The sequence below is a fragment of the Negativicoccus succinicivorans genome (assembly GCF_018372215.1).
In the GTDB taxonomy this organism is placed as follows: domain Bacteria; phylum Bacillota; class Negativicutes; order Veillonellales; family Negativicoccaceae; genus Negativicoccus.
The window spans coordinates 48,511-61,753 of the sequence record NZ_JAHAJN010000006.1; the positions used below are offsets into that span (position 1 = coordinate 48,511).

A 13,243-nucleotide genomic window follows, 5' to 3' on the forward strand; every position below is an offset into this window, starting at 1 on the left:
CCTTTACCGTGAGACGCGACGGATCAAGATGATTCCCGCCACGACCGCCAAAATATTCGGCAGCCAAACCGCCACCGCCGGCGCAAGCACATGCCCCTCGCCCAGCGCCGCGGTAAATGTCATTAACGCATAATAGATAAAAATAACGATGACGCTCAGTCCGAAACCGAGGGACGATGAAGAACGCTGCCGCTGCACACCGAGCGGCGCGCCGATTAACGCGAACGCGAAGCTCGCGAAGGGTAACGAAAACCGCTGGTGCAGTTCCATTTGCAGGCGTGTCGTATCGACGTACGCCGCTTCAAACGCCTGTATCTGCTGCGTCAATTCACGAATCGTCATCGTTTCCGGCTTTTTCTTTACTTCCGTCACCTGCGTAGGTGTCGTCGTGAACGGCAAAACCTGCTCTTCAAACCGCAACATGCGATCCACGCCGTCGCCGCCCGAAAGATCGTAAACAGTGCCGTTGGATAATACCCAATGGCCGTCCTGCCAACGCGCCTCGGGCGCGTTTTCTATCCGCACCAACTGATTATTTTGAAATTCCTGAATGGTAATCGTCTGCAAAACTTCGCGCTTATCATCGTACTTACGCGCATACAGCAAATGCCGGATCGAGTCATCGTTGACGTCTTTCAAAACGATGTGTTCATGCACCTGAGGTTTGACGTTATTTTTGATTTCGTGATCAATGGTGTATTCGTATGCGTATGTGGCGGCCGGAACAACGTATTCGTTAAACAATACCGTCGCCATGCTGATGACCAAGCTCAACGCGATAATCGGCGCGATGAGACGAGTGAAGCTTTGTCCCGCCGTACGCATGACGATGAGTTCGCTGCTGCCCGACGTCCGCGCGACAGCCATTAACGCCCCCAGCAAGACCGACATCGGGAAGGTATAGACAATAATCTTCGGCAAGGCCAGGAAAAACACCTTAGTGACCGCCCAGACGGAAGCCCCGTAAGAAGTCAAAAGCTGCGCGATACGAAACAACAGGTCCGCGCCGATGAAGATCGCGGTAAACGCGGCGACGCCAAATAAAAAAGGCGCGACAAACTCCCGTAACATGTATTTATCTAAAATCCGCATACGCATCTCCTGCTCTTGCCTCTTTTATCTTATCACATTTTTCCACAGCGTTTAGATTAAACGGAAGTTCTCGCCAAGATAAAATTTGCGCGCCAGCGGGTGTTCCGCCACCGTATTGGCATCGCCTTCGAGAAGAATCTTCCCTTCATTCAAAATGTAGGCGTGATCCACAATCGCCAAGGTCTCACGCACATTATGATCGGTAATCAACACGCCGATATCGCGTTCCCGCAAGTGGGAAATGACGGTCTGAATATCCGCGACCGCGATGGGATCGACGCCCGCAAACGGCTCATCGAGCAAAATGAATTGCGGATCATGACACAGGCAACGCGCAATTTCCACGCGCCGCCGTTCCCCGCCCGAAAGTTGGCTGCCCAACCGCGTTTCCACGCGTTCGAGGCCGAATTCCGCCAGCAACGCGTTCGCCCGTTCATCGCGTTCCTTCGGCGTCAAATCCTCCCGCGTTTGCAAGATCGCCAAGAGGTTGTCACGCACGCTGAGCTTGCGAAAAACGGATGCTTCCTGCGGCAAATAGCCGATGCCGTACCGCGCCCGTTTATGAATCGGCTCCCGTGTAATATCCGTGTCGTCGACCGTAATGGTGCCGGTGTCCGGACGCACGATACCGACCATCATATAAAACGTGGTGGTTTTTCCCGCGCCGTTGGGTCCCAGCAGACCGACCGCTTTGCCCCGCTCGACATGAACGCTGACGCCGTCGACCACACGCCGTTTCTGGTAGGATTTCGTGAGATTATGAGTAGCGAGCCGCATCTTATTGTCCGCCTCTGATGACGAGCGTGCTGCGCCCTTTCGTTTCGACCGCCTGTTCTTTCAAGCGCACTTCCAGCGCCGGCCCGTTCAGCGTGTTTCCGTTCTGCACCGCATGGGCATTGCCCGTAAGTACGGCGAATCCGTCATCCGCGCCCGGCGTTTGCGTGTACGTGATCGCATCCGCCGTGGCTGCAAACGCCTGCTCCGGATGCGAAAGGCTGACTCCGCCCGTGCCGATCATGCGAATTTCATTCACATAGGCTTCGACGTGGCCCGCCGTCATTTCCGTACCCGGTACAGCTAAGTACGCATTACCGTCAATCGTGCCGTAACCGTCCGACGGACGATAGGTGACAGTGGCGCCGCGCAAGGTGCGGTCATCCGCATGCATTTCCACGCCGCCCGACGCCGCCAGCGACTGATCGGCATAAGCCGTCACCGTGGCCGCGGTGAGCGAAGTCGCGCCGTCAACATAGGAAACGCCACCAGACAGCGTCGCGCTTTGATCGGCGAAACGGTAAAGCCCCTCGGTGCCGGTCATTTTCGCCGTGCCGCGCGTAATCACGACATTGCCTTTCGCCTGTGCCGTATCCTCATTGCCGTTATAGGTCAGCGTATCCGCCGTAATCGTAGTATCGACCGCGCCGACGCTCCATGCCGTCATGACAAAAAGCGCAAGCGCTGCCATTGTTATCCATCGTTTATTCATTGCGCTTCATCCCCCTTCACGAGCCGCGCGTTGCCGCTTACCGTGGCCTGTCGCAACGCGCGATCGGCGACCAGCTCATCACCGGTGAGCACCATGCCGTTACGCTCAAGACGAATGCCGTCCGTCGCGGTCAGCTTACCGGTGCCGCCATCATATAAAAGATTATTCACTTTGACATAGGTATCGTTATCGCTGCGAATTTCGACGCTTCCCATTAGACGCACCGTTTTTTGCATATTATCGACTTCGCCTTTTTGGGCCTGGACATGAATTTGATGCGGACCGTCGCTGAATAACGCTTCCGCTTCTTCCAGGTACAAGACGCGCGTCTTCGGATTCATCATGATACGCTTGGCGGACAGTTTCCAAATCAATTCGCCATTTTCTTCCTGCTGCAGATCCACGCCTTTGAATTCGACCAGGGCGGTTTCCTGATCCGGAGCAGATTCCGGTCCGACGCCGAAAAAAGCGTACCAAATACCGCCGGCAAACAGCAACAGCGCGCCGATCGCCAACAGCCACCATTTCGGTTGTTTCATCATCGCACCGCCTCGTCTCCCCGATACCGTCGCATTTGTTCCGGCTCCGTCCACCAACGCCGCTGGACCCACAACCATTCCGGCGGGTAGCGGAGAATAAAATCTTCTATTTCCCGCGTGCAGCGCTGCATTAAACGGTCGACATCCGCTTGCTCGTCACCCGTGTCTTCATAGTAAAAGGGCTCGCCGATATGGATCACATGCCCGCTCAGATCTTCGCGGCGGCGAATAAACAACGGCACAATCGGCGATTTAAACCGACGCGCGAACACGGCCGGCCCCTCTACCGCGGACGAAACGCGATTCAAAAACATCACCGGCACGCCGTTGACATCGCCGTCTTTATCGGCTAAAAAGCCGAGAATTTTTTTGCGTTTGATCGCTCTTGCGGCGCCGATGATTTCGGAGCCGCCGCTATGAAATACATCCAGCCCCGCCATCGTGCGGAAACGATTTAAAAGCGCCGTCACCGTGTCATTGGGCTGCCGCTTCGCAATCGTGGTGGTGGGAAATCCCGCCAGCGCAAGTCCCGCTCCGAGCCACTCCCAGTTGCCGATATGCGCCGTCAGACCGATCACGCCGCGTTGCTCCGCAAGCGCGGCATGCAAACGCTCGGGATGATCCATCGTAATATAACGTTCCAAATGCTCCCGTTCCGCCACGAGCCGCGGCGTATAAAGCACTTCGAGCGCTGTCATGCCGAGATGTTCAAAATGTTGCTGCAGTAACGGTTCGGCTTCTTCACGCGTGAGCGAAAGTCCGCTCATCATTTGGGAAAGCGCGCGATCACGCGGTTTTTTCAAGCGTTGTAAAACGGTCGGACCCAGCCAACGGCCGATCGCCAAAACACGTTCATAACGCATTTGGCAAAGCATTCGGCTCATCGTGTTCCAAAAAGTATACTCCGCGTTCACAGCCATCGTCCCTTCGTCCTTATACCGATTCTTCGCTGGACTGGTTTTTGTAAAATTGCACCAGTTCATCCCAACGGCCCTGTGCTTTCAGAACCATTTCAATCCATTCGCGCGCGGCGCCGTCACCGCCGTTACGACTGGCAATCCAGTCGGCGCCATCCTGCACTTCCAACGCGGCATCGGCCGGCGCCGCCGCGAAGCCGACGCGCGCCAGCACGCCGAGATCATTCAAATCATCGCCCATGTAACCGATTTCTTCCCAGCTCCATCCTTCTTCCGCGATGATTTGGGAAAGCTCGGCCACTTTATTCTGCACGCCTTGCCGGCAAAACGCCACTTTCAGCTCTTCCCCGCGATGTTGCGTAATCTTGGAACTGCGGCCCGTGAGCAGTGCGATTTTCAGTCCCGCGTACGGCGCCAGCGCCATCGCCAGGCCGTCACGAACCGAAAACGATTTCGCGAGCTCGCCGTCGTTGCCGATCTCGATCGTCGCCGGCGTCAGTGTGCCGTCGACATCAAATACTAAGAGCTTCAGTTTCTTGATATCCGCCATTATACTACCCCCTGCCGTAATAAATCGGTCAGATGCACTATGCCGATCGGCTGCGACGCGTCGCCGACCACCGGTAATACGGTAATCGGTCGCGGCTCATGACTCTGCATGACATGCAAGGCCTGCGCCGCTAGTTTTTCAGACGTAATAACATGCGGATCACGCGTCATAATTTCAGCCACCGAAACCTGTAATACTTCGGTTCCTTTTTCCAGCGCCCGACGAATATCGCCGTCGGTCACCAGCCCCACCAATACGCCTTGTTCATCAACGACCGATGTGGCGCCCAGGCCTTTGGCCGTCATTTCAAAAAGCGCGTTTTGCACGGTTGTCGTCAAGACCACGACAGGGTTCTGTTCCTCTTTATGCATGATGTCAGCGACCGTCAACAAAAGTTTGCGCCCGAGTGATCCGCCCGGATGAAACAGCGCGAACCGATCCGCGGTGAAACCGTGCATTTCCATTAAGGCGATCGCCAACGCATCCCCTACCGCCAAGGCGACGGTGGTGCTGGTTGTCGGCGCCAAACCCAGCGGGCAGGCTTCCTCTTCCACGCTGACATCCAAAGTGATATCGGCGCGTTTTCCCAAGGTCGACCCGGGATTGCCGACGACGGCAATCAAGCGCGCGCCGATTCTGCGCAATGACGGCAAAATGCCGATGATCTCTCCGGTCTCGCCACTGTTGGAAAGCGCAAGCACCACATCATCTTCCGTTACCATGCCCAAGTCGCCGTGGATCGCCTCCGCGGGATGCAGAAAGAAGGACGGCGTGCCGGTGCTGGCCAGCGTCGCGGAAATTTTACGCGCGATATGTCCGGATTTCCCCATACCGGTGACGACGATGCGACCCGCGGCGCCATTCATCATGCGTACAGCCTCGGCAAACGACTCGTCCCACCGCGAGGCCAAGGCTAAAATGCCGGCCGCTTCCGTGCGCAGAACATGTTCCATCGTCGTTTGAATGGTCATCGTATTTCACTCCGTTTGACAATTTCAAAAATCGCTTTAAGATCGGTCAATAAGGCTTCCAAGTCGTCCAGGCGCAGCATGTTCGGTCCGTCGGAAAGAGCTTCGTCAGGATTGTCATGCACTTCCATGAAGAAACCGTCTGCTCCCGCCGCGGCCGCCGCTCGCGCGAGATACGGCACGAATTCGCGCTGACCGCTCGAATGCGTACCCGCGCCGCCCGGCAGCTGCACGCTGTGCGTCGCATCAAAAATCACGGGGTAGCCCCATTGCCGCATGATCGGAAAGCCGCGCATATCCACGACCAGGTTGTGATACCCGAAACTGGCGCCGCGTTCCGTCAGTAACAGATTTTCATTGCCGGCTTCCTGCATTTTATGAAGCACGTTTTCCATGTCTTCCGGCGCCATGAACTGCCCTTTTTTGACGTTGACCGGCTTACCCGTCTTAGCCGCACCGTAAACTAAATCCGTCTGCCGCGATAAAAATGCGGGAATTTGTAAAATATCTAAGACCTGCGCCGCCGGTTCCAGTTGTTCCACCGAATGGACGTCCGACAGGATCGGTACGTGCAGTTCCTCTTTCAGCTGCGCGAGGATCGCTAAGCCTTTTTCCAGTCCGGGACCGCGAAACGATTGGTACGAGGAGCGGTTCGCTTTGTCAAACGACGCCTTGAAAATGTAATCAATGCCCAGTTTGGCGCAAATATCCCGACAGGTTTCGCCGATTTTTTTGGTCCGTTCGTATTCTTCAATGACGCAAGGGCCGGCGATTAAAAACAGCCGACTGCCATCCAAGCGTAAATTACCGATCGTTACCGGTTTCATTTTGCTGTCCTCCTTCAAAATAAGCGCGCGCGCGCAGGAGATCTTCCAGTGTATCGATCCCGATTAACTTCTTCGTGGTTTCAATGACGCCGATCCGATAGCCGTGTTCCAGCGCCCGCAATTGCTCCAACGACTCCGCTTCTTCGAGCGGCGTAGCCGGCAGGTCGGCAAAGCGCAACAGGAAATCACGACGATACGCGTAAATGCCGATATGTTTGCGCGGCTGATATTTATTTTCATGGCGCGGATACGGAATGAGCGAGCGGGAAAAATAAATCGCTTCCCCCCGCAGATTGGTAACCAGTTTGACGGTATTCGGATTTTGAAAATCCTCTTGCGCCAACGGCGCCGACACCGTCGCCATGGACCATTCCTCGGCCGCGGCCAGACGTGTCGCCAACTGATCAATCAGCTCCGGCGCGATCAGCGGTTCATCGCCCTGCACATTGACGATAATTTCGCAGTCGTCCAACTGCTGCGCCACTTCCGCCAGTCGATCCGTTCCCGTGGCGTGGTCGCGACGCGTCAAAACCGCCGTGCCGCCAAATTCTTCTACCACTTTTTGAATCCGCTCGTCGTCCGTCGCGACAATGACCGCAGCGGGCACTTTCGCTTTTTTCGCCTGCTCATAGACGCGTTCGATCAACGGTTTGCCGGCAATATCCAACAGCGGTTTACCCGGCAAGCGGGTCGAACCGTAACGCGCCGGAATAATACAGGCGGTTTTTATCGACTGGTTTCCCATTCGTCCTCCATGTGTTCCCAAAACTCATTTTCGCCCGCCGTCGCCGTCAGTTCCATCGGCAGGACATACCAGAACGATTCACGAAGCTGCAGTACCTGCAATTTTACCGCATCCTTTTCACTGACAATAATCCCCTGCGCTCCCGCTTTCATGGCGGTTCCTTCCGCGTGGCGAATATCGTCCTGCGTATACATGTGGTGGTCCGGGAGTCGCAAATGATCATGCGCGACCAAGCCCGCGGCCGCCACCGTCGCTTCAAAGGAAGCGGGATTACCGAGAGCGCATAATGTAATGAAACGACGCGGCAGTGCTTCCTGCTCCGTGGTTTCGCCATTTCGCCACTGCGCATAGCGCACCGGCTGCAAAGGGCGATGCTCCGTCCAAAGCAGCGGCACATGCGCGCGGAAATGCTCCAACACGCCCGCTATTTTCTCCCGTTCCGCCTCGGTTACCAGATCGCTTTTAGTGACCACATACGCATCCGCACGTTCCAGATGCTCCAACGGCTCCCGCAATAATCCGCGCGGCAACACGCGTCCGTTGCTGAACGGATTGGTGGCATCAATCAAGACGATATCGTAATCGCGTCGCAAGGACCAATGCTGAAATCCGTCATCGAGCAAAATGACCGTCGGATGCAATAATTTTTCGACCTGAGCGCCGATCGCGGCGCGGTTTTTGCCGACCGCCACAACTACGCCCGGCAGAGTTCGCGCCAAAAGGTAAGGCTCGTCTCCCGCCTGCTCGGCATTGAGCAGAATCTCGGCGCCGTTGCTGACAATCGCGCCGGTATTTTCACTCGCGCCGCGGTAACCGCGACTTAAAATCGCGACCCGCTCGCCCGCTTTTTGCAAGCGCCGCGCCATATACTGCACAAACGGCGTTTTGCCGGTGCCGCCCGCCACAATATTGCCTACGCTGATGGTATAGGCATGTAAACGATGCTGTTTAAGATGCCCCGATTCATACATGGATGCCCAAAAATTAACGCCCCAGGAGTAGATTCGCTCCACTCCGCCTAAGGTCGTCAATAATGCGCGGTCACCGATCGACTTCGGTCCATTTTTAAAAAGTTCCGTTGCTTTACGCTCTATGCTCACTGCGTTCGGCTCCTTTCCAATGAAGCGGATCCCGTTCGGCTAACGCGCAAAAAGCATCCACATTGCGCTTGGTCGCGCCTTGATTTTCTTCCACTAATCGTAACGCGGCCGCCCCCATTTGCGCAAGTCGCTGCGGCTCGGACAAAAGGCGCAGCAAATCCCGCGTGAGATTTTCCGCGCTCGTCATTCGGCAAGCGCCTTCGCTATGCAGCAGAGCGAAAATATCTTTGAAATTGAACATATGCGGTCCCACTAAAATGGGTTTGCCGTGGGCCGCCGGTTCCAATATATTGTGGCCGCCGACTTTGACAAAGCTGCCGCCGACGATCACGATATCCGCCAAACTGTAAATGCGTCCGAGTTCGCCGATCGTATCCAGCACGAGTACGGACACCGGCGCGTCCGTTTCGGCATGGTATTCCGTACGCCGCGCACCGACGAAACCGTATTTTTGTACCAATTGCAATACCTTGGCCGCCTCCGGAATCTGCCGCGGCGCCAAGATCAATTTCGCGTCGGGATACTGCCGCCGCACGTCGCCGAAGCTCGCCAGCAAAATTTCATATTCGCCTTCATGAAACGAACCCGCCACGATGACCGGATGCGCCTCGCCGACACCGAATTCACGTCGCAGTTCGTCGCGTTCCGCCGGAGTGACTTCGGCATAGGTCTGATCATACTTGGTGTTTCCCGTCACCTGGACACGCGCGGGGTCCGCGCCCATTTCTTCAATGTAGCGGGCGTCCGTGTGCGACTGCATGCAGAACCAGCGAATTTGCGCCAGCATGCGACGGGTAAAGCCTAAAATCAGGCGGTACCGTTTCATGCTGCGGTCACTGATTCGGCCGTTGACCATCATGACCGGAATTTCATTTTTTTCCGCCACTTGCAAAAAGTTCGGCCAAAGTTCCGTTTCCACCAAGAGGATCGCTTTCGGCTTGACGATATTGACGATGCGCTCCGTAATGATCGGTAAATCCACCGGGAAAAAAATGTGCGCATCCGCTTCGGGAATAATCCGTTCCGCCATGCGGTGACCGGTCGCGGTGACGACCGACACGATCACGGTCTCGTCCGGCAGACGCTGCTTTAATTCGCGCACAATGGGACTGGCCGCCACAATCTCGCCGACGGAGGCCGCATGCACCCAAATGCCGTGGCAGTTTTGAATGCTCGTCAGTACCGGCTGGGGCATGACGCCGGCGCTCTGCCGTAGTCGGTCATAAAACCCCTCTTCAAAGAGCAGGCGATAGATCAATACCGGCACCAGCAACAGCCAATACAGCACCAGACAAATATTGTAGAACCAGTACATACTATTTCTCGTCTCCCTGTAAGCGTAACGTGTAAAGGTTGTAGTACATACCGTGCAGCGCCAGTAAGGATTGATGCGTGCCGCTTTCCACAATGCGGCCGCGATCAATCACTAAAATGTGATCGGCCTCCTGAATCGTCGTCAGCCGGTGCGCGATAATAAACGCGGTGCGGCCGATCATCAGACGTTCCAGCGCCGCCTGCACCAGCTGTTCGCTTTCCGTATCCAAAGCGGACGTGGCTTCATCTAAAATAAGGATCCGCGGATCTTTCAAAAGCGCCCGCGCGATCGCTATGCGTTGCCGCTGACCACCGGAAAGCACGAGACCCCGATCGCCGATCGGCGTTTGCAAACCCTGCGGCAGCTGGCGCACAAATTCTTCCGCATTGGCGGCGCGTACCGCCGCCGCCACTTCTTCGTCGGTCGCGTCTAAGCGACCGTAGCGTATATTTTCTTCAATCGTCGTGTTGAAAAGAGCGGTATCCTGCGGCACGATGCCGATCTGTTCGCGCAATGACGCCAACGTCACGTCCCGAACATCATGTCCGTCAATCCTGATCGCGCCGTCCGTTACATCGTAAAAACGCGGAATCAAGTTGGCAATCGTCGATTTCCCCGATCCGCTCGGCCCGACCAACGCGATTTTTTGGCCCGGCTCGGCATGGAAGCTGATACCCGACAGCACTTCTTTGGAAGGTTCATACCGGAAATGAACCGCGTCAAAAACAACATCACCGCGCAAAACGGGCAACGCGATCGCGTCGGCTTTTTCGCGAATGTCCGGCGTTTCGTCCAGCAACGCGAACACGCGCTCACCGGCCGCCATCGAACGCTGAATATCGCCGTAAAGCGCGCTTAAACGCCGTACCGGATTGGCTAAATTAATGGCGTAAATCAAAAACGCGATCAGTTCACCGGCGGTCAATTCCCCGTCGATGACGCTCCAACCGCCGTACCAAATAATCGCGGTGACGGCAATCGCCGCGATAAATTCGACGATCGGAGAAAGCTGGCTCGACTGCCGCGCCGCCTTCATCGCCGCGCCGAAACTCGCCTGATTGATCTGACGGAAACGGGCGATTTCATAATCTTCACGGAAAAACGATTTAACGACGCGAATACCGCCGATCGTTTCCTGTAAATGCGAAGTCACATCGGCGATGCGTTCCTGCATCATATGGCCGCTTTTTTTCAGTTTTCGACCGAAATATTTGATGGTGATGCTGACCAACGGAACAATAATGATGCAAAGCAACGTCAGCCGCCAATGTAAAATCACCATACCGACCAGCGAGCCGATCAGGATAACGCTTTCCTTGACAATGTTGACGAAATTATCGACAATCGCGGTCTGCAGCGCGCCGATATCATTCGTCAGGCGGCTCATCAGACTGCCGGTTTTGCGCGTATCAAAGAAGCGCAGCGATAAACGTTGCACCCGCGCGTACACTTCATTGCGGATATCAATGATCACGCGGTTCGCGATGTAACTCATCAGGTAGCCCTGTATATAGGAAAACACGCCGCGCAGGAAAAAGAGCGCCAAGATGCCGAGCGCGATCCAATTCAATGCCACCAGGTTTTTCGCGGCCAGTACGTCGTCAATGATGTTGCGAATGATCCACGGCACGGCAAGCGTGGTAAGCGCTCCCAAAATCATGGCGATGATGGCCGCTACCCCGCGCCGCCAGTACGGCACTACGTAATGTAATAAACGTGCGTAATCAGTCATTATTTTCCTCAGCGATTCGTATGATAAGATCAGCCACCCGCCCGACCGCGCCGGGCGCGCCCAATTTCTCCCGCACCATGGCTAAATCGTCCCGCAGGCGACGAGACGCTTCCTCATCCCGCCACCATGACGCCACCGCGTGCGCCAAGTTTTCGGCCGTGACATCCTGCTGCAAAAATTCCGGGATCACTTCCCGCCCGGCCACAATATTCGGCAAACCGATATGCGGGGTTTGCAAGACCCGACGACCGAGCCAGTACGTAAGCGGTGCCACTTTATAGCAAAGCACGGTCGGCAACCCGAGCAGCGCGGTTTCCAGGGTCACTGTTCCGGAGGCGGCCAATGCGGCATCGCATACCGTCATCAAATCATGCAGATGCGACGTCGTCATTTGCATATCCAATTCGGTCTCGGCCAAAAGCGGCGCAAGCTCCGCCTCGGAAATCGTGCTCGCGCGCGGCAACCAACATTGAAGCGGAAATTCTTTCGCCAAAAGCTCCGCGGCGGCCAGCATGGTCGGCAGCAGACTTCGCACCTCCTGCCGGCGACTCCCCGGCAACAGCAACAGTTGCTTTTTAGCGGGATCCATTTGAAAATGGGCGCGGGTTTCATCCTGTGACCATTCCGGCCGCACCAAATCCACCAGCGGATGCCCCACAAATTCCACGCGAGCGCCGTCTGCCCGATACAGCGGCACATCCATCGGGAAAATGGAAGCCACCGCCGCCGTATCCCGCGCAATCGCTTTGCCCCGCGACCGATGCCAAGCCCAAATCGTCGGAGCGATATAGTAGACCACCGGAATACCGAGCTCTTTTTTGACGGCTTGCGCGAGCTTCATATTAAAGCCCGGATAATCCACGCAGACGACCACATCCGGTTGCTGGCGGCGAATGGCTTCCACCAGTTCCGAACGCAACCGGAAGAAAAACGGTAATTTACGAATAATTTCCGCAATCCCGATGACTCCCAGGTCCTCAATATCATGCACGACCGTCACGCCGGCGGCGCGCATTTCCGCGCCGCCCATCCCCTGCATTTCAAGCTGAGGAACGCGCTCTTTGAGCGCGCGAGCGACGGCGGCCGCATGCCAATCTCCGGAGGCCTCACCGGCCGAAAAAAACACTTTCATCGGGACAACGACTCCGCGGAAACCGCGCAGATCGCCACGCCTTTTTGATCGGCGAGCGCGATGACTTCTTCCTGTTCCACAAATAAAGTGCGCTGCGCCTCAATCGCAAGCACCGCGCCCTTATGTTCCAGAAGCGAATGCAAGGTCGTCAAACCGATCGCGGGCACGTCAAAACGCACGTCCTGTTGCGGTTTCGCCGTTTTAACGACCACCGCGCCCTGACGCGCCAATGCGCAACCTCTTATAATGCAGGCATCCGTGCCTTCGATCGCCTCAATCGCCATCGCGGCTTGGCGCGCGACGACAACCGTCTGACCGATATCGAGCGCCCCGATCTGTTTGGCCAACGCGAATCCGAAGCGGATATCATCCCACTCCGCCGCGGTCGGCTGCCGTTTAGTGAACACTTGCGGCGGCGGCATCAACGGCGTGAGGTAGCGCGTCTGATCCAAAACGGTGACGCCGATGTCCGCCAATTCATCAACCAATGCCAGCATAATCGTATCATCTTTACGATCCCTTACCCGCCGCAAAAATTGCAGCGCGCGCCAATCCGGGATGCCTAAATTGCCATATAAAATTTCTTTGGTGACTTTGCCGAGCATCGTCGCCTCAGTCACGCCTTCCCGCTGCAGCGTTTTCAGTATCGAACCCAGTTTCGTGATTTTAATCTGATAAAACTGATCCGACTCTTGCGCCAACTCCGGTTCCACCGCATCGACGACGGCAATCGTCACGACACGTTCCCCCAAGCGCTTCGCCTCGCGCAAAAACGTCACCGGCAATTTGCCGATCCCCGCCAACAAACCGACTGTCGCCATAAACTCCCCCTTTTAACTT

General features: G+C 56.0%; 14 protein-coding genes. All 14 read right to left on the minus strand.

The features are described from left to right. Positions 1 to 3 precede the first annotated feature (3 nt). Genes KIB08_RS04445 through KIB08_RS04510 form a run of 14 tightly spaced genes read right to left on the minus strand, consistent with a single transcriptional unit; the run spans position 4 to position 13,224 of the window. Positions 4 to 1,092: an LptF/LptG family permease gene (locus tag KIB08_RS04445; protein ID WP_303990130.1), complete on the minus strand. Its 1,089-nt coding sequence runs from the start codon at positions 1,090 to 1,092 to the stop codon at positions 4 to 6. Positions 1,093 to 1,143: 51 nt separating this feature from the next. Beyond that, positions 1,144 to 1,869: an LPS export ABC transporter ATP-binding protein gene (lptB, locus tag KIB08_RS04450; protein ID WP_303990133.1), complete on the minus strand. Its 726-nt coding sequence runs from the start codon at positions 1,867 to 1,869 to the stop codon at positions 1,144 to 1,146. 1 nt (position 1,870) lies between these two features. Then, positions 1,871 to 2,578, minus strand: a complete 708-nt coding sequence (locus KIB08_RS04455) for an LptA/OstA family protein (RefSeq protein ID WP_303990136.1) — start codon at positions 2,576 to 2,578, stop codon at positions 1,871 to 1,873. Then, on the minus strand, positions 2,575 to 3,120 hold the full coding sequence (gene lptC / locus KIB08_RS04460; protein ID WP_303990138.1) for an LPS export ABC transporter periplasmic protein LptC: 546 nt from the start codon (positions 3,118 to 3,120) through the stop codon (positions 2,575 to 2,577). The genes KIB08_RS04455 and lptC overlap by 4 nt, the downstream gene beginning before the upstream one ends. Next, entirely contained in the window at positions 3,117 to 4,037 is a 921-nt protein-coding gene (locus KIB08_RS04465; protein WP_303990141.1) for a lysophospholipid acyltransferase family protein, read from the minus strand. Before KIB08_RS04465 ends, lptC begins: the two co-directional genes overlap by 4 nt. A 13-nt stretch (positions 4,038 to 4,050) precedes the next feature. Then, positions 4,051 to 4,584 carry a KdsC family phosphatase gene (locus KIB08_RS04470; protein WP_288218235.1) on the minus strand — a complete coding sequence of 178 codons (534 nt, stop codon included), beginning with the start codon at positions 4,582 to 4,584 and terminating at the stop codon, positions 4,051 to 4,053. Further along, positions 4,584 to 5,555 carry a KpsF/GutQ family sugar-phosphate isomerase gene (locus KIB08_RS04475; RefSeq protein WP_438362036.1) on the minus strand — a complete coding sequence of 324 codons (972 nt, stop codon included), beginning with the start codon at positions 5,553 to 5,555 and terminating at the stop codon, positions 4,584 to 4,586. Before KIB08_RS04475 ends, KIB08_RS04470 begins: the two co-directional genes overlap by 1 nt. Further along, positions 5,552 to 6,379: a 3-deoxy-8-phosphooctulonate synthase gene (gene kdsA / locus KIB08_RS04480; protein WP_303990145.1), complete on the minus strand. Its 828-nt coding sequence runs from the start codon at positions 6,377 to 6,379 to the stop codon at positions 5,552 to 5,554. The genes KIB08_RS04475 and kdsA overlap by 4 nt, the downstream gene beginning before the upstream one ends. Further along, complete coding sequence (gene kdsB, locus KIB08_RS04485; protein ID WP_303990211.1) at positions 6,357 to 7,109, minus strand: 3-deoxy-manno-octulosonate cytidylyltransferase; 753 nt, start codon at positions 7,107 to 7,109, stop codon at positions 6,357 to 6,359. The genes kdsA and kdsB overlap by 23 nt, the downstream gene beginning before the upstream one ends. Further along, a complete protein-coding gene (gene lpxK / locus KIB08_RS04490; protein WP_303990148.1) occupies positions 7,106 to 8,224 on the minus strand; it encodes a tetraacyldisaccharide 4'-kinase in 1,119 nt (372 codons plus the stop codon). Before lpxK ends, kdsB begins: the two co-directional genes overlap by 4 nt. Beyond that, positions 8,208 to 9,539 carry a 3-deoxy-D-manno-octulosonic acid transferase gene (locus KIB08_RS04495; protein WP_303990150.1) on the minus strand — a complete coding sequence of 444 codons (1,332 nt, stop codon included), beginning with the start codon at positions 9,537 to 9,539 and terminating at the stop codon, positions 8,208 to 8,210. The genes lpxK and KIB08_RS04495 overlap by 17 nt, the downstream gene beginning before the upstream one ends. Before the next feature lies 1 nt (position 9,540). Continuing rightward, positions 9,541 to 11,271, minus strand: coding sequence for a lipid A export permease/ATP-binding protein MsbA (gene msbA, locus KIB08_RS04500; protein WP_303990151.1), 1,731 nt, complete (start codon positions 11,269 to 11,271; stop codon positions 9,541 to 9,543). After that, a complete protein-coding gene (lpxB, locus tag KIB08_RS04505) occupies positions 11,264 to 12,403 on the minus strand; it encodes a lipid-A-disaccharide synthase (protein WP_303990153.1) in 1,140 nt (379 codons plus the stop codon). Before lpxB ends, msbA begins: the two co-directional genes overlap by 8 nt. Next, positions 12,400 to 13,224 (minus strand): LpxI family protein, encoded by an 825-nt coding sequence (locus KIB08_RS04510; RefSeq protein WP_303990155.1) that lies wholly within the window; start codon positions 13,222 to 13,224, stop codon positions 12,400 to 12,402. Before KIB08_RS04510 ends, lpxB begins: the two co-directional genes overlap by 4 nt. Positions 13,225 to 13,243: the final 19 nt, after the last annotated feature.

What these genes read in the sequence shown, in the direction of transcription:
- KIB08_RS04445 (WP_303990130.1), bottom strand. Translation starts at nt 1,092, where the DNA reads ATGCGGATTTTAGATAAATACATGTTACGGGAGTTTGTCGCGCCTTTT.
- lptB (WP_303990133.1), bottom strand. Translation starts at nt 1,869, where the DNA reads ATGCGGCTCGCTACTCATAATCTCACGAAATCCTACCAGAAACGGCGT.
- KIB08_RS04455 (WP_303990136.1), bottom strand. Translation starts at nt 2,578, where the DNA reads ATGAATAAACGATGGATAACAATGGCAGCGCTTGCGCTTTTTGTCATG.
- lptC (WP_303990138.1), bottom strand. Translation starts at nt 3,120, where the DNA reads ATGATGAAACAACCGAAATGGTGGCTGTTGGCGATCGGCGCGCTGTTG.
- KIB08_RS04465 (WP_303990141.1), bottom strand. Translation starts at nt 4,037, where the DNA reads ATGGCTGTGAACGCGGAGTATACTTTTTGGAACACGATGAGCCGAATG.
- KIB08_RS04470 (WP_288218235.1), bottom strand. Translation starts at nt 4,584, where the DNA reads ATGGCGGATATCAAGAAACTGAAGCTCTTAGTATTTGATGTCGACGGC.
- KIB08_RS04475 (WP_438362036.1), bottom strand. Translation starts at nt 5,555, where the DNA reads ATGACCATTCAAACGACGATGGAACATGTTCTGCGCACGGAAGCGGCC.
- kdsA (WP_303990145.1), bottom strand. Translation starts at nt 6,379, where the DNA reads ATGAAACCGGTAACGATCGGTAATTTACGCTTGGATGGCAGTCGGCTG.
- KIB08_RS04495 (WP_303990150.1), bottom strand. Translation starts at nt 9,539, where the DNA reads ATGTACTGGTTCTACAATATTTGTCTGGTGCTGTATTGGCTGTTGCTG.
- msbA (WP_303990151.1), bottom strand. Translation starts at nt 11,271, where the DNA reads ATGACTGATTACGCACGTTTATTACATTACGTAGTGCCGTACTGGCGG.
- lpxB (WP_303990153.1), bottom strand. Translation starts at nt 12,403, where the DNA reads ATGAAAGTGTTTTTTTCGGCCGGTGAGGCCTCCGGAGATTGGCATGCG.
- KIB08_RS04510 (WP_303990155.1), bottom strand. Translation starts at nt 13,224, where the DNA reads ATGGCGACAGTCGGTTTGTTGGCGGGGATCGGCAAATTGCCGGTGACG.